A 22,044-nucleotide genomic window follows, 5' to 3' on the forward strand; every position below is an offset into this window, starting at 1 on the left:
AAAAATTTAACCCTCGATGACAACAGACAATTTCTCGCATCACGCTTACGCTACCGATGCAACCGGACATGATATGAAATCTTCTCTCTTCTCTGTGCGGTTCGTTAAAAAATTGCACAACTCAAGCAAAATTGCTATATAACTAGCAACAGCCTTGGCGGTTAGGACATTCTCAATTCCACCAAACCCTTGATTTTAAACCCTTCTTCACCTAGCCCCTAACCCCTAGCCCCAATCTCTTCTTTACTTTTGACTTTTCTAGCCCCTTTTTGACTTTTGACTTTTGAATGAGTGACTTTTCTAGCCCCTAGCTATAACTAGCATCAAATTTAAATTTGTGAGGAGAAGTTCTGAATGACTGCTAAACTCAAATCTGTAGACCAACCTGTTCCCGAAATAACCACCGGCAGAAAGCACTACGTACCTCGCAATCATCGTCGCATCCTCTGCGTTTTTCCCAAGTACAGCCCCTCGTTTGGCACTTTTCAGCACGCTTACCCTCTGATGAGGGGTGTCAAAGCTTTTATGCCTCCCCAAGGTATTCTGGTTGTAGCTGCTTATTTACCAAAAGAATGGGAAATCCGCTTTGTTGATGAAAATGTGCATCGGGCAAAAAAGTCGGATTACAAGTGGGCAGATGTGGTAATTGCCAGCGGAATGCACATTCAGCGCCCACAGTTGAATAAAATTAACGAAATCGCCCACAGAGAAGGCAAAATCACAGTTATCGGTGGCCCGTCTGTGTCCGGTTGTCCTGAATATTACCCAGATTTTGATATCTTGCACCTGGGTGAGTTGGGAGATGCAACCGATCGCACGATCGAATATCTTGACGAACACAAAGAACGCCCCGAAAAGCAAATTCGCTTTGAAACCAAAGAACGTTTACCCCTCTCCGAATTTCCTATTCCAGCTTATCATTTACTCAACATCAATAAATATTTTATTGGCAGCGTGCAATTTTCCAGCGGTTGTCCTTATAGCTGCGAATTTTGCGATATTCCCACACTTTACGGTCGCAATCCGCGCATGAAAACTCCAGAACAGGTGTTAGCCGAACTGGATGAAATGCTCAAATCGGGTAATCCCGGCGCAGTGTATTTTGTAGACGACAATTTTGTAGGCGATCGCCGCGCCGCCATGCAGCTGTTACCTCACTTGATCGAATGGCAAAAACGCAATGGCTATCCCGTTCAATTTGCCTGCGAAGCTACCCTAAATATAGCGCAAAGTCCCAAGCTTTTAGAGATGATGCGCGAAGCATATTTCGGGACAGTTTTTTGCGGCATAGAAACCCCTGAACCCCAAGCACTCCATGCTATTTCCAAAGATCACAACCTCAGTATGCCGATTTTGTCAGCGATTAAAACTTTGAACAGCTACGGCATGGAAGTGGTATCGGGAATTATCATCGGATTAGATACAGATACGCCAGATACAGCAGACAAAATAATCGAATTTATTCGTTTATCTAACATTCCCATGCTGACGATTAATCTACTGTACGCCTTACCAAAAACAGCATTGTGGGATAGGTTAGAAAAAGAAGGCAGATTAGTTTTTGATGAGAATCGCGAATCAAATGTTGAGTTTTTAATGCCTTACGAACAGGTAGTAGAAATGTGGCGTCGCTGCATTACAACTGCCTACGAACCAGAATTTTTATATCAACGGTTCGCTTACAACACCGAACATACTTTCCCGAACCGCATTCAGGTTCCCAACAGTCCGCAGCGTGCTTCTAAGGAGAATATTCGCAAGGGTTTGACTATGTTGAGTAAAATCCTGCTGAGGGTAGGTGTGTTTGGTAGTTACCGCAAAACTTTCTGGAATATGGCTTCACCAATATTGAAAGCTGGTAAAATAGAAACGTTAATTCATATTGGGTTAGTAGCTCATCACTTAATTGAGTTTACTAGGCAGTGTGCCAAAGGTGAAGAATCGGCTTCTTTCTACTCTCAGAAAGTGCGGCAGCCCCAGCTATCTCTGCTCAAAGCTCCTTCTAGATAGATTCTCAACTCCTCACTTTCTCAAATGGTAGCAATCTTGATTGAGGATTGGAAAAAGCGGCGGAGGAAGAAAACCTCTAATGAATCGAGTAACAGTTAACCCCCAGTCAATCGCCAATGACTCAAACCCCAGACTCAAACCGAATAGACCGCTTGGAGGAAGATATGCAGGCAGTTAAAGAACTGTTGTCGTCGTCAGCAGCGATCGCAGATCGAAACACTCAAGCGATTAACCTAATCGCGGGACACCTCGATGGGTTGGCCGTCAGGTTTGGCCAACTGGCTGAGAGTCAGCGCATTACCCAGTCTTCAATTGACCAACTGGCAGCGTTGATGGTGCGGTTTGCAGAGAACGCAGAGGCCGATCGAGCAGCGATCGGGGAACTTCAGTCTGAAGTGAGAGGAATTCAGACTGAGAACAGGCGCATCCTTGATTACCTGTTTGGGCAGCAGAATGAGCGGCAGTGAACTGGGTCTTCACGAAAACTCCAACGTTAGAGGATCGAGCCCACAGATGAATCCGTGGGCTCAATCTAAAATCCTCTCATCAAGAATGAACCATCAAAAATTGACCGTTACCATTAATTTCACCATTGCAACTGGCAAAATTACGCACAAACCAAATCAAATAAAATCGCCAAATCCGGCGAAACTTGGCATAATCCATGCCATAATCTAACGTTTTTACTGTTTCTTGGTTGTCATCAAAGTTCTTTAGCCAATTGGCAAATGTCTGAGAGTAATTCGTGCCATTGAGATACCATCGGTTTACAGTCTTCAGATCCTTGTTATGGCTGGGAACCGCATCAAAATTCCAGTAACGACCGTAAGGAAAAATATATTTGTGCGTGTAAGCGCTGGATATGTTATTGGGAGTACGTACCGTGATGATGTGAATAAAGACCTTACCGTTATCCTTGAGAAAAGAAGCTAACTTTTGAAAGGCATTTGTTAAATTACCAACATGACAGAAAACGCCTATCGAAAGAATTTTGTCAAATTTAGTATCAAACTTTGCATCATTTAAGTCTCCTTCAAACAGGCTGAAGCGACCTGAACTCAGATAGCTTTCAGGATCTTGCATCTTCTGGCGCATATATTCGCACTGGTACTTGCTCAAATTAATTCCTGTAAACCGGACATTGGGGAATTTGGAAAGAATGTAATTTGGTACGCAACCCCAACCGCAACCAAAGTCTAAGATGTGGTCGCCGTCTTTAATATCTAGCTTTTCAATCACATCATCAATCATCTGCATCTGCGATTGCTCTAAGTTAGTTGCTCCTTTTTCCCACAATCCCATGCTATACTTAGGATAAATGACTTTCCCATCGCCTAACATCTGATTGAGCATATCTTGAGGCAAGTCATACTGAATCTTCATCAAATCCCGCGAACCTTCGGCAATGCGATCGGTTTCTGTTAATACCCATTCATAAGGTGCAAGCAGAGAGGGAAAATAGCGAAAGAAGATGGGCATAAAGGTATTGAACATACCTTCTAAGACAGCATCGGGAACTTCCAATCCGTTAATATAAGCCTCTGCAACTCCCATTTGCACCGCGTTGACTACAGGAACTACTCCACGAGTTACTTTGTAGGCTAGAGGACTTTTGATATTTACATTTCCTACTACTGGGATATACTTTTCGATATCTTGCAAAATGGTGCTAGAAGTCATAGTCACATCCTTTGTCTAATGGTTATTGAAGATTGTGGTACAATGCTGTCACAGAAAATTTCAGCCATTTTATAAATGCAATGACTACAATTTTCTAGCATGAAAATAATGGAAATTGCATCTATCAAAAGAAAGAGAAAATAGCAAGGTAGTCATGATCAATTCTGAGATGAGTTTACAAAACTTAATAAATCGTGTGCATGAGGAAGCAATGATTCCGCAAAATGTATACGCAAAGACATTGCGGCCTTTACTTCCGGCTGAAGCGTTTGCGCCTGATAGTAGTAAGTTAGTTATCCTGTTGATTAATCTGATAATCTTGATACTGGGTTGGACTATAGCCTCTGGGTTAGATCGCTGGCCTGTATATCTTTTGTGGCTGTATTTACCTTTCGCAATCATCATGGGCAATAGCGTCATTGTTTTGCTATTTAGCTCACATGACCTGATGCACGGAAGTGCGATTAGAAACGTCCGTGCGATGCGTATTATTAGCTTGTTAGGACTAACATTGTTGTGGATGCCACCGACATTGTGGAAAGCAGTTCATAACCGCGAACACCACAATAAAACGAATTCCTTAAAAGATCCCGATCGCAATTATTTATACCAACAACCTAAGACTTGGGGCAAATGGATTCAGAATTTGTTTGTGCCTTCGTCGGAAGTCAATCCTTTCTGGTTGACAGTGGGAATGACTTCCGCATGGGGAGTACATACTTTCCGCAATTTAACTTCTGTGCTGTTGTTTAATAACGAATCAGTTGATTATGTTCAGGCTGCATTTACCGTTAATAGTAAGGAACGTCGAGCGATCGCCGGTGAATTTTTAATAATCTTAATGCTTCATTTGAGCATTTTAGCTTACCTGGAATTTAACCCCATAAAACTTGTGCTGAGCTACTTTCTGCCGATTGGGATTGGCTATGCAGGCATAATATTTTATGTTTATACAAATCATATGCTCTCTCGAATGACCAGCGTTAACGATCCGCTGATTAATAGCCTTTCTATCAGGGTTCCTAAAATCTTCGATTTGCTGCATTTAAATTTCTCTTACCATACGGAGCATCATATTTTTCCAGGAATAAACTCTGACTATTATCCGCTGGTTCAAGAATTACTAAAAATTCACTATTCTGACCGCTTTAACTTATTGGATGCGGGGGAGGCTTGGCGCTTAATGCTGCAAACTCCTCGGCATTACAAAGATGAAAATACGTTTACAGATTGGGATGGAGAAAAGGATATTACCTTTCCTCTGGGCCGATCGATCTCAGAGTAAAAGTTAGGGGCTATATAGCGGTTTTAAGCTGCATGGAGTTTAGCACAGAAACTTGAACAAAAACTAGAAACCCGGTAATATCATGTCCGGTTGCATCGGTAGCGTAAGCGTGATGCGAGAAATTGTCTGTTTGAATCCAGGGTTAAATTTTTACCACAGATGAAGACAGATGAACACAGATGAACACAGATAAGAGAGTTATTTTTTTTAGACAATCGATGCCACCGGACATGATATAACTCCTGCGAAACCGGGTTTCTTTTCTTGAATAAAAGGCGAGGGATTAACTCAAGAGACATTTAATTCTGTGAGTATCCCACCTGATTGAACTCGCAGTCGCCGTCCTCGCCAATATACGCTTTGACCGAAAGCGCCTCCTACCCAAATCGCAAAGTTCATCAAATCGCGAATGGGCAGGGCCCAAAGCCACCAAAAAAGTTTAGGACGGTTCATACTGTAGATAGCTGCCTGTGCCTGAATAAGTCTCAAAGTTATTGTGGCAAGAGATACAATTACTGCCCAACTTTGAAAGCCGGATAGCAAAAGTAAAGGGATGCAATACACTGTGCCGTAAGATAATCCTAAGCCGTAATATTGAAGTCCACGGTTGAGGCGAATTGTTCTTGCCCAGCGCAATTCTCGGAGGAAAACTTCCTTTACGGTTTCGCGTCCGCAATCATTATCGAGGATATATTTGGAAAGTTCAACTCGATAGCCTACTTCGGTCGCCATGTTACCGATGTGGTAATCTGAACCGATGCGATTAACTACTTTTTGCAGTCCGCCAAATTTATCGAGTACGGATTTGCGGGTGGCGATGGTGGGGCCAAGGGAAAATTTTAAACCGCCATCTATACTTCGCGCTACTAGGACGCTGGGGATGAATTCGGTACACCGTCCGAGGGATGCTAAAGCTGCACCGAGGGATTTTGGATCGCGATCGCAAAATCCACAAGTTATCACCCCGATCGCCGGATCGGCAAGCGGTGCTGTCACCGTGCGGAGGTAGTCTGGATTAACGCGAATATCACTATCGACCAAAATTACAATTTCGTGTTGTGCAGCGTCCAGCAAGTGGATCAAATTGCTAATTTTATGGCTAATGCCAAGCGCCTCTAAGCCGCAAAACAGTTTAGCGCGATCGGGAAATTTGGCAACTACTTCTTGCAATAGGGGAACTGCTGGATCTTCAGGGTTCATCACCCCGAATAGCACCTCGTAATTTTCGTAATCTTGGTTGCACAAAGAAGTCCAGTTTTCCATTGCGCCCTCATCCACTCCACAAACTGGAATTAATATTGATACTGGGCAATCGCCAGCGTAAATTTCCTGTTTGGTGGTAGAGAAAAAGCGAATGGTGCAGAAGTAGCACCAAGCGTAAAAAACTACCGATATCCCAATCAGAAGCAGTAGAAATCCTTCTAAAATGAACATCATCAAATTGGTAATTGGTAATTGGTAATTGGGTTGAGGTAACCAAACCCAACATTAATTTTCTGCTGTTTGTTGGGTTTCGCGATGGCTCAACCCAACCTACATTTATAATGACTAATGACTAACTGACCATTCCGAATACGCTGCCGATCGCACGAACTACATTACTCGGCTGCATCGCATCCGTTGCTGCGGTGGGTTCGTAGCCGCAATGTACCATGCAATCTGCACATTTGGGATTGCCGCTACCTCGACCGTACTCACTCCAGTCTGTATTTTCCAGCAATTCCTTGAAGCTGGCGTAATGACCTTCGTTGAGAAGATAGCAGGGTTTTTGCCAACCGAGAACGCTGTAGCTGGGACTACCCCAAGGCGTGCATTCGTAATCTTTCTCGCCGGTGAGAAAATCTAGAAAAAGTGGGTTGTGGTTGAAGTTCCAGTTTTTCTGGCGTGCTTTGTATGGCGCTAAGATTTCTCGGAAGAGGGCTTTCGTCTGTTCCCGTTGCAGAAAATGATCGCGATCGGGTGCCCACTCATAACTGTAGCCTGGGGAAATCATCATACCATCGATATTCAGCGTGGCGATGAAGTCAAAGAAATCTTGCATTTCTTTGGGGTCTGTTCCCTCGAAGACGGTGGTGTTGGTCGTTACTCGAAATTCTCTAGCTTTGGCGGCGCGAATCGCTTTGACGGCTGTATCGAAGACGCCTTTGCGATCGACGCATTTGTCGTGCAGTTCCTGCAACCCATCTAGGTGGACGCTGAAGGTGAGGTAGGGCGAAGGCTGAAATTTATCCAGACTCTTTTCCAGCAATAAGCCATTGGTGCAGAGGTAAACAAACTTTTTCCGCTCTACCAACCCCTTGACAATTTCATCAATTTGTGGATGAAGCAGCGGTTCTCCTCCAGGAATGGAGACGATCGGTGCCCCACACTCTTCCACGGCGGCAAAGCACTGTTCGGGGGTGAGGTTTTGCTTGAGAATTTCTACTGGGTGCTGGATTTTTCCGCAACCGGAACAGGCAAGGTTGCACCGGAACAAGGGTTCCAACATCAAGACTAAGGGATATTGTTTGCGGCCCGCAAGACGCTGCCCGACGATATATTTCCCTACTTCCAGCGCTTGTAGTAAGTTAATTGCCATTAATTTCCGCTCCTCTCACCAAACCAATACCGCGATCGGTGTTTTGCGTAGTTTAGCGTAACTGATATGACGATCGGGTGAGGGCGAGTGACAGTTTTACCAAGATGCTGACGGTGCGATCGCTTATGCCGAAAGAATATATAATAGATGAACATGAAATAAATTTTATAGATTTAAACCGCCTAAAAAACCTGCTTTAATCCCAATTGCGTCGCTATATTGAGTGCCATGACTTCCACAACAAATCCCCCAACTATTCTTACAGCTTTACCCGACCACACTCAGTTACCGGAGTCAGACGGAACATTTGTGAAAAATTTTCAAGAACATCCTCAAAGCATCCTGTTAACAGATTCAATTACCCCCTCTCTCCAGCAAAGGCATCCCGACGGTAATTATTGTATCGGTCAGGATTGCGGAATTTATTGGCGTTTAACCGATCCCCCAGAACGAGGAGCCGAATCGCCAGACTGGTTTTTTGTCCCTAATGTGCCAGCAACTCTCAACGGAATAGTGCGCCGTTCTTATGTGTTGTGGCAAGAACTGATATCGCCGTTAATTGTATTAGAATTTGTATCGGGAGATGGGTCAGAGGAACGAGACAGAACGCCCTTATCGCGATCCGGTCAAGAGGATGTTAAACCTGGTAAATTTTGGATTTATGAAAATGTCATTCGTCCGGCATTTTACGGAATTTATGAAGTCAGCCGCGCACGGGTGGAAGTCTATCATTTAATGGAGGGTGAATATCAGTTAGTGGTAGAAAACGATCGGGGTCACTATCCGATTACGCCTTTAGGGGTGGAGTTGGGAATTTGGCAAGGACGCTATCAAAATATGGAATTACCCTGGCTCCGTTGGTGGGATAGTGAAGGGAATTTGTTGCTAACTGGAGATGAAAGAGCGGAGTTAGAAAGCCAAAGAGCGGAGTTAGAAAGCCAAAGAGCGGAGTTAGAACGGCAAAGAGCCCAACGAGCAGAATTACAGCTTGAGCAGTTGCGATCGCAGCTGCGCTCTGCTGGAATTGAACCAGAAGTGTGATAATTCGGTTGCATCGGTATGCTTGTTTATAGTTCATGGTTCATCGCTATTTCCATTAACTTTGAGCGAGAATATGTCGCAAACGAAGATTGAAAAACTTACTTCTGAGCAAGAAGCGCTAATTCCAGTTTATCGGGAAAAGTGGCGAAACATAGCGCTTTCTACAGAGCCGATCGCTCCTCAAAAAGCAGCTGATGCGATCAAAGTAGTTTATCAGCTAATTGGCTATCAAGAGCCTGAAATTATTTTCTGCGATAGCCCTTTTGCAGCTGGGAAAATTTTTGGAAATCAAGCAGGAAACCAACTGGCGAGCCGACTGACAAGCCAACTGGAAAGCCTACTGTGGAGCCAAATGGTGAGTCGAGTTGAAAGTGAATTGTGGAGCGAACTGACAAGCTATCTGTCGAGCGAACTGGAAAGGCAATTGTGGAACCAACTGTGGAGACAACTGGAGAATCAACTTGCGAATCATCAGTTTAATCTTGTTAGCATTTGCCCGGAAGTATGGGCTTGTGCTGGCAGTTTGTATGATTTTTGTATTGCTGTTTTAAATTGTGCTTACTTGCCAAGAGAGTGGCAAATTTTTCAGTCGCTAGTTGGCGATTGTGGTTGGATTTTACCATACGAAAAGATTTGTTATGTGTGCGATCGGCCCCGTTATCTGAATTTTGACGATCGACAACGGTTACACGCCGAAGGATCTCCCGCTATCCAGTTTGCTGACGGCTTCAGCGTCTACGCCTTTCACGGCGTGAGATTGCCTGAAAAATACGGTAAATTTCATCCGCACCAATGGCAACCGAAATGGCTTTTAGAAGAAGATAACGCGGAACTGCGGCGAGTGCTAATTCTGGGGATTGGCTACGCACGCATCTGTCAAGAATTGCAAGTTGAGGAATTGGATTCTTGGCAGGAATACACTTTATTGAAAATTGGTAATGATGTGGATGTAGAACCTATTCATTTATTAAAGATGACCTGTCCCAGCACGGGATTTATTCATGCTTTGCGTGTACCACCCAATTTAACATCTGCAAGAGAGGCAATCGCTTGGGTAAATTGGGGAATCGATCCAGGGGAATTTAGCGTGCAAACATAGTGTCTGTGTGGTATAATGAATAAATGAACTTTTTTTATCAACTGCTAGATCTGGATTTTGAATGGGACACAAATAAAGCACGGAGCAACTTGGAAAAACACGGTATTACTTTTCAAGAGGCGGCTGAAGTTTTCTCAGACCCCTTTTACCAGGAAAGTGATGCAACGGCTAATTATGAGCAACGTGATTTTATTATTGGGTATTCCTTGTCCCAGCGCCTATTGCTGGTAGTTTATATAGAACGAGGTGTGCGAATTCGCATAATTTCTGCTCGTCCTGTTACCCCTACTGAAAGGAGATTATATGAAAAATAGTGAAGAAGTTGAATTAAAGCTGCGACCAAGACCAACAGAAACAGTCTCAATCCCGATTCCATTAAATACATTAGAATCGCTCAAAAAAGTAGCAGCGAGTCGAGATATGTCTTTGACAGCTTTGCTGAAGTTTTATATCGGGCAGAGTCTGAGGCAAGACTTAGCCAAAATGTTTAGCGATCGCTTGCTAGAAACAACAGTTCAGGTTTTATCGCGGCACATCGATTCGGAGGAAGAAATCTCGGCTATTATTCAAGAGATTAGATCCGAAACTGGTCGAACTATTCGTTGAACGAGTTCAACTGTTTCCGGCAACCATAGATAATAATTCTTGTTCGTCGAGATTCGTTTTTATAGATTAAATCCTCTTACAGAAGTTGGTTTTCGCTATTGCTTAACCCAACCTACATTACAATTCAAAATTATTCCTAAACCAGGCTACGGCATCTTTTAAAGCTGTCTCGATCGCAGTTTGAGGTAAACCCAATTCTCTGACGGCTTTTGATGGATCGTAATACATGGTTTGTGTTGCCATACGAACGCCATCCAAAGGAACGGAAGGCGCTTTGCCTAAAGGTGCGAGAATGTTCTCGTCAATCCAGGCTACACTTAAGGGCAACCAGGCGGGCACGGTGTTTTGAGGTGCTGGCAAACCTGTAATTTCGGCAAGTCGATCGAGTATTTCTTTAAGGGTAATGTTTTGATTGCCGAGAATGTAACGATCGCCTGTTTTCCCCTTCTCCAAGGCTAGCAAATGCCCGCGTGCCACATCCCGCACATCGATAAAATTTAAACCTGTGTTCAAGTAAAAAGGCATTTGCCGACGCAGGAAACGTAATATAATATCGCCTGTAGGAGTAGGCTTGATATCGAAAGGGCCGATCGGACTGGAAGGATTGACAATTACGACATCTTGACCATCCTTAACGGCTTGCATTGCTACCTGTTCGGCTAGATATTTAGACTTTTTGTAGTGACCGATGAGTTTGTCGATCGCACTTTGATAGGTTTCATCGGCGACACCGCCCTCTTTTACCCCAATAGCTGCTACCGAACTGGTGTAAATTGTGCGATCGATCTTTGCTTGACGAGCTGCTGCTAGCACATTCCGCGTTCCTAGCACATTTTGGCAATAAAGTAAATCTCGATCGGCTTGCCAAAGCGAATAATGTGCAGCAACGTGAAATAATACCTGACAACCAAGCATTTGCTGCCACAAATCCGGGTCGTTCAAATCGCCTTTGACGATTTCCACATCTAGATTTTGCAGGTTATCCAGACGGCTGGATGGACGCACCAGCGCCCGAACTGCGTATCCTTCCTTTACTAGCAAGCGTACCAAGTTGGCACCGATGAAGCCTGTACCGCCTGTCACAAAAGCTTTTTTGGTCATTGGTCAGTTGTCAGTGGTTATATTGTGTCCGGTTACATCGTTAGTACATGAGTGATATCGTCACATTGTTTGTTTTCATCGTTGGTTACATTTTTACCACAGATGTTGGCGCAGCCTTCCCGTAGGGTAGACAGATTAACGCAGATAAGAATAAGAACATGAATTTTTTAGGTGCCCGATGGGTAATATCATGTCCGGTGGCATCGGTTGTCTAAAAAAAATAACTCTCTTATCTGTGTTCATCTGTGTTCATCTGTCTTCATCTGTGGTAAAAATTTAACTCTCGATTCCCACAGACAATTTCTCGCATCACGCTTACGCTACCGATGCAACCGGACATGATATAAGAAGATGATATCGTTGGTCATAGTAAATGAGCGAGATCGTTAAATTTTCTGTTTTCATCGTTGGTTAAATTTTTACCACAGATGAAGACAGATGAACACAGATTAACACAGATAAGAATAAGAACATGACTTTTTTAGATGACCGATGCGTAAGGAGATGATATCGTTGGTCATAGTAAATGAGCGAGATCGTTAAATTTTCTGTTTTCATCGAGAGTTAAATTTTTACCACAGATGAAGACAGATGAACGCAGATTAACACAGATAAGAATAAGAACATGAATTTTTTAGATGACCGATGCGTAAGAAGATGATATCATTTGTAATTAGTCATTGGTGAGTTAACCCAATCTAAAATCCAAAATCTAAAATCGCTTGGGCGATCGCAAATCATCCAGAATATCGTAGACTACGGGAACGACGATCAAGCTCAAAAGGGTGGAAGTTACCAAACCGCCAGCAATAGCTATAGCCATCGGACTTCGCACCTCGGAACCCGCCCCCAAACCCAAAGCTAGGGGTATCATCCCTAAAATGGTCGAAGCGGTAGTCATCACGATCGGTCTGAGGCGCACTGGCCCTGCTCTAAGGATAGCCTCTGTCCGGTCTAAACCGGATTTGCGTAGCTGGTTGATGTAATCCACAAGCAAGATAGCATTTTTATTTGCCAAACCCAACAAAAACACAAAGCCAATTAGGGAAATCATCCCAAAGTCGCTTTTGGTGACGAGTAGCGCTACCATTGCTCCCACTAATCCTAAAGGCAAAGATAAGCAAATAACTAGGGGATCTATCCAGCTTTTGAACAGGAAAATCAGCACAAACAAAATGCACACCGCCGACAAACTCAGCGTGGTTCCGAAGCTGGTGAATACCTCGTTGCTACGGGCTGAATCTCCTCCCAAATCCAGAGAAATACCTGGGGGTAAAACCCGATTAGCTTCAGCGACGATGATATCGGTAGCTTTTCCTATAGTTAAGTCTTGGCTGAGGTTAGCACTAATATAAGCTGCCCGTTTGCGATTGCGATGTTCGATCTCAAAGACGTTACCGTCTTCATTTGTTTCACCTGCGATCGTGACATCGACGAAACCCGGTATTTTCTGGATACGAGCTTCGATCTTTTTGACTGCATTGCTTAAGGCTTGGATGTCATCGCCTACGAGGGTAAGCTGGAGGGGTTTTTGAGCGCCGCCGCCGGTTTCGACGAATTGAATATCTTCTACGCTGGTGGTGACTCCTGGCAGATTGGGCAATTGCTGGCGAATTCGATCTTGTACTTCGGCGGTATGAAGTTTGCGATCGCTTTTCAGTTCTACATAGATAGTGCCTCGATTCGCCTCACCTTGGCGAGAACCCACTACTGTAAATACTGTTTGCACTTCTGGAGATTTCAACACCACCTCTTCCAGTTGCTTAGCAACATCGAGAGATTCTTTCAAAGGGTCAGTCTCTACTCCGGCAGAGGATTTTAACCATTCCGGTAGATATGCAGTTGCGGATATGGGAGTCCTATAAGTAATGTTGAACTCTCCGCGATCGAGTTTGGGAATAAATCCTTTCGGAATTAGCGGAATTAACCCTATCCCAGCCATGAAGCTAGCCACGGCTAACGCTATTACGATCGTCCTGTGCTTGAGCGACCAATTCAACAAGTTCCGATAACTTTGGGCAAAGTGTGACCAGCTATGATTTGCTTTGGCAGCGAATTTTGAGGGTTTGGGTTTTAGCCAAAATACAGCCAAAACAGGGGATAATGTCCGAGCAACCAGCATTGAGGTGAGCATTGCTGCTGAGACGGTGATGCCGAAGGGCTTGAAAAATTGGCCGATTGTCCCGCTCATCAACGCTATGGGCAGAAAAACCGCTACAGCTGTTAACGTTGACGCTACAACTGTCAGTCCCACTTCATTGGTGGCGTGAATAGCAGCTTGACGAGGATTTTCTCCTTCATCAATGTGGCGCATGATGTTTTCCACATCAACGATCGCATCATCGATCACGCTACCGATGACTAAAGCTAAGGCTAACAGCGTGATTGTCTCCAGGTTGAAGCCGTAGATAGCCATGACGATAAATGTTCCCAAAAGGGATGTGGGAATCGCCAATGCGGATATGAAAGTGGCTCGCCAATTCCACAAAAACGGAAATATAACTATAACTGACAGCAAAACTGCCTCAAGCAAAGCATCGATCGTTGCTTGAGTAGCCGATCGAATATACTCTGCTTGAGTTGCAGCTAAAATTAATTGCACTTCAGGTAAGGCGGACTGCAAGTTAGCTACTTTTTTCTCAACCTTGGAGACTACTTCCAGGGTGTTGGCGTCGCCTTTTTTGATTACCTGAAAAGCTAAGACATTCTCCCCGTTGAACCGCACTAAGGTGTCTTGCCCCTCTGCCCCTCTCCCACTCTCCCCCTCTCCCACTCTCCCCCTCTCCCCCTCTCCCACTCTCCCACTCTCCCCCTCTGCCCCTCTCCCCCTCTGCCCCTCTGTTGACTCAGTAGCGCCCAAGAGCGTTACTTTCAGCACTCCCGGCACTTTGGCGATCGAGGGTACGATCTGCTGTTGCGCTATTGCGGTTAACTCGGCTAGATTTTTGGATGAACTTTCGATAACGTAGCTGACGGCGGCTGACTCGTTGAGGTTTAAGGGAATAACTTTGTAGGTCGATCCTTGGGGAAGAGTCAATTGTCCAAGTTTTGTTTCGACTTGACGGCTCGATTCCTCCAAGTTTGACCCAACTGGGAAGGATACGCTAATTACTGTTTGGTTCGGATACGTGGAGGAACGCGAACCACCGACTCTTGGAATCGAGCTGAGGGACTGCTCGATCGGTTGGGTAAGTTTTGCCTCTGTTTCCAGGGTATCTGTGAATGGTGCTGTGGCATTGACGATTACCACTGGAAAGGTAATATCGGGGAACAGGGCATACTTGAGGGAACTGAAAGCCAGAAGCCCAGCCACTATTACCGCCATCCAAAAACTCAAGGTCAGCCACGGATGCGCGATCGCTAACCTGGAAATGTTGAAGCGTTCTCGTAGAGTTGTTTTGCGGCGATTTGGCTCGATCATGTTCTCAGAATTAGCCCACAGGTTAAAACCTTACAACCACTCCTTACTTCCCCATCCTAGCTTCGTGACACTTTGTTAACTGGAAATGCTGAGTACCTTTGCCTAGACGGTGAGCGATCCGGTTTTGCGAGATGCGATCGAACTTCAGGGTAGGAAGGAATCGCGCCACTCTCGTCCGATCCAACTTTTGCTCAACCGTTACGGCATTGACCAAATCGATTCCCGATAATATTGAGTCAGCTTTTGTTAAATTTGGCTATGCCGAGTGCTTCCACTCCTTTTTTGCTTTCGGGTTATTTGCGATCGCTCGTCCGTCTGGCCTTTTCCCGATCAATTCTTCACTATTTTCCATCCCGTTATTGATGAAGAAGCCCGCCACTTTGATATTATCTGTGTTCATCTGTGTTCATCCGTCTTCATCTGTGGTAAAAATTTAACCCCCGATGACAACAAAGAATTTGACATATCAGTCTTACACTAACGATGCGTAAGGACGTGATATAAGCAGATAAACGCAGATGAGATTTACTTTTTGAATAGGTCTAATGAACATTAATGCCATTTTAGTTCCTCAAGGGTCAGAGTATAACTCTGTTAGTCGAGGTTTAAGCCGCGTTAATGGCAGCAACCCGCCGATTTTTCCGATTCCGGTTGGTGTTAAGCCAATTATCAAATATCTGGAAGAGTGGCAAAAAGCGGGATATTTGTTTAATAATCAGCAACCCAGAGTTTTGCTGATGGGTTTGTGCGGTAGTCTGACATCCCGCTATTCTGTTGGAGATATTGTGGTTTATCGAAGTTGTGTTTATGGTTCGGATGAAAAATTGCCGGAAAAAATGTGCGATCGCACTTTCACAGACGAAATTTCCAATAATCTGAAGGAAAAAGCTTTTATGGTCAGGGGTTTGACGAGCGATCGCTTAATTTATTCGGCATCAGAAAAACGCCACTTGGGTGAAATATACGATGCTGAAGTAGTTGATATGGAAGGATTTGCAGCTTTAAATGTTTTAAATAAAGCTGGGTTTGCAGTGGCAATGTTGCGAGTAATTAGCGATGATTCTCAGCACGATCTACCCAATATCAATTCGGCAATAAGTGCCGATGGTTCGCTGCAATCTCTGCCTTTAGCGATCGGAATGTTACGCCAACCGATTGCTGCAACTCGCTTAATTAAAGGTTCTCTTCGCGGATTGAAAGTATTGGAAAAAACGACAACTAACTTGCTACAGATGTAGGGGCAATTCATGAATTGCCCCTACATCTGAGGGTGTTAATTTGTAGCCGAAGTAAATCCAAACGATATTACCTTAAAACGGCTTGATGGGTTTTGTAGTAATCCCTGTTAGGGAATAAACTCGACCTTTCCAAGCGCCGCCTTGTCCTCGCCAGTGACGCCAAGCGGAATCTAGGGTCATGAGGGTGTAGAGAAATGCGATCGCAGGTAAGCAAAAAGACCATAAGCTCGAACAACCATATAGTTTAAGTGTAGGTAAGTATGCGATCGCCATCAGCAACCAGGTAGATAAACTTACCAGCGCAACTAACCAATTCCCCGTTAAAAGACCCACTATTGCACCAACTGGCGGAACTATATAAATCAGAGTCATTCCTATCAGCGTTCCCAATAAAAGTAACGGGGAATAATTCAGTTGTGTAAAAGCAGTACGCGCTACCATATCCCAGATACTAGATAAAGATGGATATGGTCGCAAGCTACGAGTTAAGTTGGTAAGTCCTAACCAAATTTTACCTTGAATATTTGGTTGTTGATTGTTATTGAAATTTTCTATGGGATCGTTCACCCGCCAGGGATTCAAATCCCTGGCTAATAGCTGAATTCCTCTAAAGAGGGCTGAAAAGCTAGATTTATTCCACTTGAGTGGACTTTCGCTATTAGCAGGGGAATTGATTCCCCTGCGGTTCTTGACAGCTTGTGCAAGAGCGCAATCGTCAATTAATGCTTGGCGAACTACCTCAATACCTCCCACACGATTTAAAGCTGAACTACGAATTAAAATACAACCTCCTGCTGCTGCTGCTGTGGAATTCTTCGGGTTATTTACCCACCGAAACGGATACAGTTTTTGAAAGAAAAAGACAAAAGCTGGGATTAAAGCTTTTTCCCAAAAACTTTCACACCTGAGCAGTACCATTAAGGAAACTAAGTCTAAATCATCTTGCTGAGACTTTGCTACTAACTGGCGAAGATTGGTGCTGTGGTGTTCGATATCTGCATCAGTTAGCAGAAAATAATCTGGTGTTGGCGTTAGCGTTTCGGCATAGCGAATGCCTTGTTCTATCGCCCAAAGTTTGCCACTCCAACCTGGTGGTAGCGGTTCGCCAGAGAGGATATGCAGTTGCTGAGATTTGTCTAATTCTTGGGCAACATTTTGGGCGACGTTGGCTGTATTATCGGTGCTGTTATCGTCTACCAGGACAATCTTGAAAGAGCCGGGGTAGGATTGGAGGAGGGCCGATCGCATTGTCGCGGGTAGCATCTCTGCTTCATTCCTGGCTGGAATTACCGCACAGACAGAAGGCCATTTTTCCAGTTCTTTCGCTGGAACGTCTAACCGCTGATCTGCTTGCCAAAATTGTCCCCTAAAACACAGCAATACTACCCAAATCACTAAAGATATAAAGGTTATGCCTAATCCAATTTCACCGATAATCATTTTGAAAGTTAATAACTTCAGCGATAATGATACAATATTATAAAAGCAAAGAATCAATCCATAATAATTTTCTGTGCAAACCTGAATTGAAATATCTAGCTAATTCCATTGACAACTACCCCTTATCTTAGCCCCCTCCCCGTTGACGGGGAGGGGGTTGGGGGGTGGGGTTCCTTGGAGCAGCTTTCAACCTGTGGGTACTTATAATTATGAAGCCCGATTGATTAAACCCCACAGCCAAATAGCAACCAACGCACCTATGATAGCAACAATAATACTAGGAATGTTTATAGCGTTGCTACCCACAAGCACGAATTTTCCCGTTTGGAATAAAGTAAATAACATCCCTCCCAGGAAAGATCCTACAACACCCAGCACAATCGTAGCGAGAATGCCACCCCCTTGAGCACCGGGATAGATCGCTTTGGCGATCGCACCAGCAATAAGACCTAAAATTACCCAAGCAATAATATTACCCATCTTTTTGGCTCCTTCACTCTTTCTTATTCAAAATACCAGTATAGCAACTCAATAGAAATATTCGGGTTATCGAGATCTAAAGTTTTTATGTTTAGTTATATTTTTTTACTTAATAAATGGTTACATTGAGTTAAAAAAAATTGTCAAAGAGATCGCCAACAATAGCTCAGTAAAAGTACCTACTGTTAAGTGCGATCGCATCTTTTAGTTCGTTACGTGGCGCTAGCCAGTACAGAAATATAGTTTGTATACTTCCATACTCGTGCATTTTGCTGATGATCGATAGAGGGGTCATACCCCTCCATTAACAAAAGTCATCAGACAGCCCAATTCTCTGCCTTCTGTTTTTTCTCGCCCCCAGATTCAATCTGGTCGCGAGATTTAAGGGGGTTTCGCCCAGCTTAAGAGTGCGTGCCATTCGGGTCAGACCCCCATTAACAAACTTTATTAGCGGTATGCTCTCCGATTCATCAAATTCCACAGCCAAATTGCAATCAATGCACCTATGACAGCGACAAAAAGACCGGGAATACTTAAAGTTGTTGATGCTAGCTGGAAAGTTCCTGTTTGCAATAAAGTGACCAGAGTTCCACCTATGAAAGCGCCGATCGCGCCCAGCAGAATTGTGCCGAGAATACCGCCACCTTGATAGCCGGGATAGATGGCTTTAGCGATCGCGCCAGCAAGAAGACCTAAAATTACCCAAGCAACAATATTCATTTTTTTGACTCCTTGAATGTTTATTAAACACTTTTTTATAATAGCAATTGACATTGAATTTCTCATCTACCGAACGATATAAGCAAATAGAAATAATATCGTGTCCGGTGATATCGATAGTATAGGATATCCGTAAATTATCTGTTTTCATCGTTGGTTAGTTTGTAACCGCAGATGAAGAGGGATGCACGCAGATGCACGCAGATATGAGAATGCTACCGGACATGATATCAGGTGATTCGGTAATTACCAGTTGCTAATTCAGTCCAATTTCTGCTATAAATCGCAACTAATTAAGCATTTTCCTTGATGCTGCCTTAAGCAGATGTTGCTGAGAGTGAACGGTAAAGTATGCAAACTCAAGACAGAACTAATGTATCCAGCGTCGAAGCGGCGATCGCCGCTTCTCAGAACTACCTGCTTTCCATCCAGTATCCCGATGGTTACTGGTGGGTAGAGTTAGAATCCAACGTCACCATGATGGCAGAGGTAGTGCTACTCCACAAAGTTTGGGGTACAGACAAGACAAGACCTTTGCACAAGGCAGAAACTTATCTGCGTAGAGAACAGCGATCGCACGGCGGCTGGGAACTATTCTACGGCGATGGAGGCAATCTCAGCACATCGGTGGAAGCTTATATGGCGCTGCGGTTGCTGGGCGTACCGTCAAGCGATCGGGCCATGAAAAAGGCACGCGATTTTATCTTAGAACGAGGCGGCATTAGCAAAACGCGCATTTTTACCAAGCTACATCTGGCACTAATTGGCTGTTACAGCTGGCGCGGGATTCCCTCAATACCGCCTTGGATAATGTTGTTGCCAGAATCTTTCCCCTTCACCATCTACGAAATGTCCAGTTGGGCGCGGAGTAGCACTGTTCCTCTGCTGATAGTATTCGATCGCAAGCCTGTTTTTATAACCGATCCAGGCATCACGTTGGACGAACTTTATGCAGAAGGCGCTGGCAATGTCAAGTTTGAATTACCCCGAAGTTCCGATTGGACAGATTTGTTTGTTATTTTGGATGATGCTTTCAAATTAGCCGAAAATCTGAATTTAGTACCTTTTCGCCAAGAAGGACTGAAAGCCGCCGAAAAATGGGTTTTGGAAAGGCAAGAAGAAACAGGAGATTGGGGTGGAATTATTCCCGCAATGTTAAACTCACTTTTAGCATTGCGCTGCCTAGATTATGACGTGGCAGATCCAATTGTGGAAAGAGGTTTGCAGGCACTAGATCGATTTGCGATCGAAACCGAAGATACTTATCGAATGCAGCCTTGCGTTTCCCCCGTTTGGGATACCGCTTTGGTAATGCGAAGTTTAGTTGATTCGGGAATGACACCCAATCATTCAGCCCTTGTGCGTGGAGGAGAATGGTTGCTGGATAAACAGATTCTAGATTATGGCGATTGGGCAGTCAAAAACAAGCAGGGAAAACCTGGTGCTTGGGCGTTTGAATTTGTGAATCGCTTTTATCCAGATGTGGATGATTCTGCCGTTGTGGTGATGGCTTTAAATGGAGTGCAGCTACCTAATGAAAAGTTGAAAAATGCGGCTATTGCACGTACCGTTGCTTGGATTGCGACGATGCAGTGTCAAGCTGGTGGTTGGGCGGCTTTCGATCTCAATAATAATGCAGATTGGCTGAACCTTTTGCCCTATGCCGACCTCAAAGCCATGATAGACCCCAACACAGCCGATGTGACGGCAAGGGTGTTGGAAATGGTGGGTAGTGGCAATTTATCAATTGACGATCGCAGTCTAACTCGCGCCTTAGATTATCTCAAAAACGAACAAGAACCCGAAGGTTGCTGGTTCGGTCGTTGGGGAGTAAATTACATCTACGGCACCAGTGGAGTTCTCGCTGCACTGTCTCTGGTCGCCCCACAGTCTCACGCCAATAATATCGATCGCGGTGCAGCTTGGTTAGTTAGCTGTCAAAATCCTGATGGCGGCTGGGGTGAAACTTGCTTTAGCTACGATAATCCGGCCCTCAAAGGACAAGGAAACAGTACAGCATCTCAGACTGCTTGGGCAATAATTGGCTTGATGGCGGCGGGTGAAGCAACGGGAAAGTTTGAAAAAGATGCGATCGATCGGGGAATCAACTATCTTTTGGCTACTCAGCAGTCAGATGGCACCTGGGATGAGTCATATTTCACCGGCACCGGCTTTCCAGGTCACTTTTATCTGAAGTATCACCTCTATCAACAACATTTCCCTCTGACAGCCTTGGGGCGCTATCAAGCTATTTTCAGCAAATAAGAGCTTAAATATGACAATACCCTCGCCGATTCTTTGTAGGTTGGGTTGAGGCACGAAACCCAACCTACCCTCTTAAATATGATAAACCGGGTTTCTTTGGAAAACAGAAACCCGGTTTCTTCAAGATGGTCATAAAAAAGTACACAGCCAAAATAGAGTGGTTATTAATTCTTCACAGCGGCTTAAACATAGAAACTATATTTGTAACGCAACCGCTAAGCTGTTTCTAACCAGTCAAAAATTCTGTCTAACTGTGACAAAGTGACGAGTCCATATTGCCACAGAATCATGGGGATATGGCCTGGGCACTGTTCGCTTTGGCGTATCGCTAGAGCGATCGAGGATGCCGGGATCGCCAATTCTTCTTGTAAAAAGTTAACTAATTTAGTCTGCATAGTAGATTCCCTTGCTTGAGAGGGTTAAGATTTTCCCTCTACCAACCTATGACAAAAATATCGTTTAAAAATTCGCCTATTAGGGTGATTTAACTACCGCTTATATTGTGATTTCGATCACAATAATCTCAAGACTGTAGCGTTTACTCAGCCAACATAAATAAGTCTAACGGAAAATGACCATAAGTGCCGCTAATTGATTCATTTTCTGAAGATTGGCAAGACACCAGAACGCCGCGATACTTTCCCGTGTAGGAATCGAGATAATAGGATTCCTTGTTGGTATTGAATTTGATGTAAACTGAGCCTTCTATTGAGGCGGCTTCGGTGGCGTCAAGGGGGATTTTGTAGCCCAAACCCTTTAAATAGCTTTCTAGGGCTAAGAACCCTTGTTCTGTTGTATCAGCACAAATACCTAAATTCTGGTAATCAGACAAATTGGCGATCAGGAGTAGCGCTTCGCGGACTAGGGCTTTTTCCGATTCTGATTCTATAGGCTTCACATCAATGCAGCTGTATTTCTGAAGGATTTTTTGTGCTTGTTCGGCGGTTATTTGAGGGTTTTGAGTATTCATGGATTTTGATAAGTAACTCAAGTTGCTAGTTAACTCAAGTTGCTAGTTACTTGCTTTCCGGGTATGTTGTTGCGCTAAAGCGCTCTTATTACAACTGGGATAAGAGCGCT

The 22,044-nt window shown here is 44.2% G+C and carries 21 protein-coding genes; 9 read left to right on the forward strand and 12 right to left on the reverse strand.

The window, feature by feature from the left end:
• Positions 1–354: 354 nt before the first annotated feature.
• Positions 355–2,010, forward strand: a complete 1,656-nt coding sequence (locus tag LAY57_RS30495; RefSeq protein ID WP_249070943.1) for a B12-binding domain-containing radical SAM protein — start codon at positions 355–357, stop codon at positions 2,008–2,010.
• A gap of 116 nt (positions 2,011–2,126) precedes the next feature.
• Positions 2,127–2,477, forward strand: coding sequence for a hypothetical protein (locus LAY57_RS30500; protein ID WP_249070944.1), 351 nt, complete (start codon positions 2,127–2,129; stop codon positions 2,475–2,477).
• A 79-nt stretch (positions 2,478–2,556) separates the two neighbouring features.
• On the opposite strand, the gene LAY57_RS30505 is transcribed toward LAY57_RS30500, so the two are convergent.
• Positions 2,557–3,690, reverse strand: a complete 1,134-nt coding sequence (locus LAY57_RS30505; RefSeq protein WP_249070945.1) for an SAM-dependent methyltransferase — start codon at positions 3,688–3,690, stop codon at positions 2,557–2,559.
• A 154-nt stretch (positions 3,691–3,844) separates the two neighbouring features.
• On the opposite strand from LAY57_RS30505, the gene LAY57_RS30510 reads away from it, so the two are divergent.
• On the forward strand, positions 3,845–4,975 hold the full coding sequence (locus tag LAY57_RS30510) for a fatty acid desaturase family protein (RefSeq protein WP_249070946.1): 1,131 nt from the start codon (positions 3,845–3,847) through the stop codon (positions 4,973–4,975).
• A gap of 288 nt (positions 4,976–5,263) precedes the next feature.
• Here LAY57_RS30510 and LAY57_RS30515 read toward each other — a convergent pair whose 3' ends face one another.
• The gene (locus tag LAY57_RS30515; RefSeq protein ID WP_249070947.1) at positions 5,264–6,412 is read right to left on the reverse strand and encodes a glycosyltransferase; all 1,149 of its coding nucleotides are present in this window, start codon (positions 6,410–6,412) and stop codon (positions 5,264–5,266) included.
• A gap of 118 nt (positions 6,413–6,530) precedes the next feature.
• Entirely contained in the window at positions 6,531–7,553 is a 1,023-nt protein-coding gene (gene hpnH / locus LAY57_RS30520; protein WP_249070948.1) for an adenosyl-hopene transferase HpnH, read from the reverse strand.
• A 228-nt stretch (positions 7,554–7,781) separates the two neighbouring features.
• Between hpnH and LAY57_RS30525 the strand changes: the two genes are divergently transcribed.
• The 4 genes from LAY57_RS30525 to LAY57_RS30540 all read left to right on the forward strand — a co-directional run bounded on the left by LAY57_RS30525 (position 7,782) and on the right by LAY57_RS30540 (position 10,299).
• Positions 7,782–8,594: a Uma2 family endonuclease gene (locus LAY57_RS30525; protein WP_249070949.1), complete on the forward strand. Its 813-nt coding sequence runs from the start codon at positions 7,782–7,784 to the stop codon at positions 8,592–8,594.
• Positions 8,595–8,667: 73 nt separating this feature from the next.
• Entirely contained in the window at positions 8,668–9,693 is a 1,026-nt protein-coding gene (locus LAY57_RS30530) for a DUF6745 domain-containing protein (protein WP_249070950.1), read from the forward strand.
• Between the two features lie 23 nt (positions 9,694–9,716).
• Positions 9,717–10,007: a BrnT family toxin gene (locus LAY57_RS30535; RefSeq protein WP_249070951.1), complete on the forward strand. Its 291-nt coding sequence runs from the start codon at positions 9,717–9,719 to the stop codon at positions 10,005–10,007.
• A complete protein-coding gene (locus LAY57_RS30540) occupies positions 9,997–10,299 on the forward strand; it encodes a hypothetical protein (RefSeq protein ID WP_249070952.1) in 303 nt (100 codons plus the stop codon). The genes LAY57_RS30535 and LAY57_RS30540 overlap by 11 nt, the downstream gene beginning before the upstream one ends.
• Before the next feature lie 117 nt (positions 10,300–10,416).
• Here LAY57_RS30540 and hpnA read toward each other — a convergent pair whose 3' ends face one another.
• From hpnA to LAY57_RS30555, 3 genes are all read right to left on the reverse strand, one after another.
• Entirely contained in the window at positions 10,417–11,400 is a 984-nt protein-coding gene (gene hpnA / locus LAY57_RS30545; RefSeq protein WP_249070953.1) for a hopanoid-associated sugar epimerase, read from the reverse strand.
• Between the two features lie 712 nt (positions 11,401–12,112).
• A complete protein-coding gene (locus tag LAY57_RS30550) occupies positions 12,113–14,821 on the reverse strand; it encodes an efflux RND transporter permease subunit (protein ID WP_249070954.1) in 2,709 nt (902 codons plus the stop codon).
• Between the two features lie 256 nt (positions 14,822–15,077).
• A complete protein-coding gene (locus tag LAY57_RS30555; RefSeq protein WP_249070955.1) occupies positions 15,078–15,221 on the reverse strand; it encodes a hypothetical protein in 144 nt (47 codons plus the stop codon).
• A gap of 145 nt (positions 15,222–15,366) precedes the next feature.
• On the opposite strand from LAY57_RS30555, the gene LAY57_RS30560 reads away from it, so the two are divergent.
• The gene (locus tag LAY57_RS30560; protein WP_249070956.1) at positions 15,367–16,059 is read left to right on the forward strand and encodes a phosphorylase family protein; all 693 of its coding nucleotides are present in this window, start codon (positions 15,367–15,369) and stop codon (positions 16,057–16,059) included.
• A 72-nt stretch (positions 16,060–16,131) separates the two neighbouring features.
• Here the strand turns inward: LAY57_RS30560 and LAY57_RS30565 are convergent, their stop codons facing one another.
• The 4 genes from LAY57_RS30565 to LAY57_RS30575 form a co-directional block, all read right to left on the reverse strand.
• Positions 16,132–17,499, reverse strand: a complete 1,368-nt coding sequence (locus tag LAY57_RS30565; protein WP_249070957.1) for a glycosyltransferase — start codon at positions 17,497–17,499, stop codon at positions 16,132–16,134.
• A gap of 207 nt (positions 17,500–17,706) precedes the next feature.
• Positions 17,707–17,979, reverse strand: coding sequence for a GlsB/YeaQ/YmgE family stress response membrane protein (locus tag LAY57_RS30570; RefSeq protein ID WP_249070958.1), 273 nt, complete (start codon positions 17,977–17,979; stop codon positions 17,707–17,709).
• Positions 17,980–18,145: 166 nt separating this feature from the next.
• Positions 18,146–18,274, reverse strand: coding sequence for a hypothetical protein (locus LAY57_RS35990; protein WP_275994408.1), 129 nt, complete (start codon positions 18,272–18,274; stop codon positions 18,146–18,148).
• Between the two features lie 152 nt (positions 18,275–18,426).
• Positions 18,427–18,699 (reverse strand): GlsB/YeaQ/YmgE family stress response membrane protein, encoded by a 273-nt coding sequence (locus LAY57_RS30575; RefSeq protein ID WP_249070959.1) that lies wholly within the window; start codon positions 18,697–18,699, stop codon positions 18,427–18,429.
• A 351-nt stretch (positions 18,700–19,050) separates the two neighbouring features.
• Between LAY57_RS30575 and shc the strand changes: the two genes are divergently transcribed.
• Entirely contained in the window at positions 19,051–20,964 is a 1,914-nt protein-coding gene (gene shc / locus LAY57_RS30580; RefSeq protein WP_249070960.1) for a squalene--hopene cyclase, read from the forward strand.
• A 215-nt stretch (positions 20,965–21,179) separates the two neighbouring features.
• On the opposite strand, the gene LAY57_RS30585 is transcribed toward shc, so the two are convergent.
• Together LAY57_RS30585 and LAY57_RS30590 are read right to left on the reverse strand one after the other, a co-directional pair.
• Positions 21,180–21,359, reverse strand: a complete 180-nt coding sequence (locus LAY57_RS30585) for a DUF2949 domain-containing protein (protein WP_249070961.1) — start codon at positions 21,357–21,359, stop codon at positions 21,180–21,182.
• Positions 21,360–21,502: 143 nt separating this feature from the next.
• Positions 21,503–21,934, reverse strand: coding sequence for a DUF1824 family protein (locus LAY57_RS30590; RefSeq protein WP_249070962.1), 432 nt, complete (start codon positions 21,932–21,934; stop codon positions 21,503–21,505).
• Positions 21,935–22,044 lie beyond the last annotated feature (110 nt).

This window comes from Argonema antarcticum A004/B2, assembly GCF_023333585.1.
Lineage (GTDB): Bacteria > Cyanobacteriota > Cyanobacteriia > Cyanobacteriales > Aerosakkonemataceae > Argonema > Argonema antarcticum.

What these genes read in the sequence shown, in the direction of transcription:
- LAY57_RS30500 (WP_249070944.1), top strand. Translation starts at nt 2,127, where the DNA reads ATGACTCAAACCCCAGACTCAAACCGAATAGACCGCTTGGAGGAAGAT.
- LAY57_RS30515 (WP_249070947.1), bottom strand. Translation starts at nt 6,412, where the DNA reads ATGATGTTCATTTTAGAAGGATTTCTACTGCTTCTGATTGGGATATCG.
- LAY57_RS30570 (WP_249070958.1), bottom strand. Translation starts at nt 17,979, where the DNA reads ATGGGTAATATTATTGCTTGGGTAATTTTAGGTCTTATTGCTGGTGCG.
- shc (WP_249070960.1), top strand. Translation starts at nt 19,051, where the DNA reads ATGCAAACTCAAGACAGAACTAATGTATCCAGCGTCGAAGCGGCGATC.
- LAY57_RS30550 (WP_249070954.1), bottom strand. Translation starts at nt 14,821, where the DNA reads ATGATCGAGCCAAATCGCCGCAAAACAACTCTACGAGAACGCTTCAAC.
- LAY57_RS35990 (WP_275994408.1), bottom strand. Translation starts at nt 18,274, where the DNA reads ATGACCCCTCTATCGATCATCAGCAAAATGCACGAGTATGGAAGTATA.
- LAY57_RS30530 (WP_249070950.1), top strand. Translation starts at nt 8,668, where the DNA reads ATGTCGCAAACGAAGATTGAAAAACTTACTTCTGAGCAAGAAGCGCTA.
- LAY57_RS30540 (WP_249070952.1), top strand. Translation starts at nt 9,997, where the DNA reads ATGAAAAATAGTGAAGAAGTTGAATTAAAGCTGCGACCAAGACCAACA.
- LAY57_RS30535 (WP_249070951.1), top strand. Translation starts at nt 9,717, where the DNA reads ATGAACTTTTTTTATCAACTGCTAGATCTGGATTTTGAATGGGACACA.
- LAY57_RS30525 (WP_249070949.1), top strand. Translation starts at nt 7,782, where the DNA reads ATGACTTCCACAACAAATCCCCCAACTATTCTTACAGCTTTACCCGAC.
- LAY57_RS30555 (WP_249070955.1), bottom strand. Translation starts at nt 15,221, where the DNA reads ATGAACACAGATAATATCAAAGTGGCGGGCTTCTTCATCAATAACGGG.
- LAY57_RS30495 (WP_249070943.1), top strand. Translation starts at nt 355, where the DNA reads ATGACTGCTAAACTCAAATCTGTAGACCAACCTGTTCCCGAAATAACC.
- LAY57_RS30560 (WP_249070956.1), top strand. Translation starts at nt 15,367, where the DNA reads ATGAACATTAATGCCATTTTAGTTCCTCAAGGGTCAGAGTATAACTCT.
- LAY57_RS30575 (WP_249070959.1), bottom strand. Translation starts at nt 18,699, where the DNA reads ATGAATATTGTTGCTTGGGTAATTTTAGGTCTTCTTGCTGGCGCGATC.
- hpnA (WP_249070953.1), bottom strand. Translation starts at nt 11,400, where the DNA reads ATGACCAAAAAAGCTTTTGTGACAGGCGGTACAGGCTTCATCGGTGCC.
- LAY57_RS30505 (WP_249070945.1), bottom strand. Translation starts at nt 3,690, where the DNA reads ATGACTTCTAGCACCATTTTGCAAGATATCGAAAAGTATATCCCAGTA.
- hpnH (WP_249070948.1), bottom strand. Translation starts at nt 7,553, where the DNA reads ATGGCAATTAACTTACTACAAGCGCTGGAAGTAGGGAAATATATCGTC.
- LAY57_RS30590 (WP_249070962.1), bottom strand. Translation starts at nt 21,934, where the DNA reads ATGAATACTCAAAACCCTCAAATAACCGCCGAACAAGCACAAAAAATC.
- LAY57_RS30585 (WP_249070961.1), bottom strand. Translation starts at nt 21,359, where the DNA reads ATGCAGACTAAATTAGTTAACTTTTTACAAGAAGAATTGGCGATCCCG.
- LAY57_RS30565 (WP_249070957.1), bottom strand. Translation starts at nt 17,499, where the DNA reads ATGATTATCGGTGAAATTGGATTAGGCATAACCTTTATATCTTTAGTG.
- LAY57_RS30510 (WP_249070946.1), top strand. Translation starts at nt 3,845, where the DNA reads ATGATCAATTCTGAGATGAGTTTACAAAACTTAATAAATCGTGTGCAT.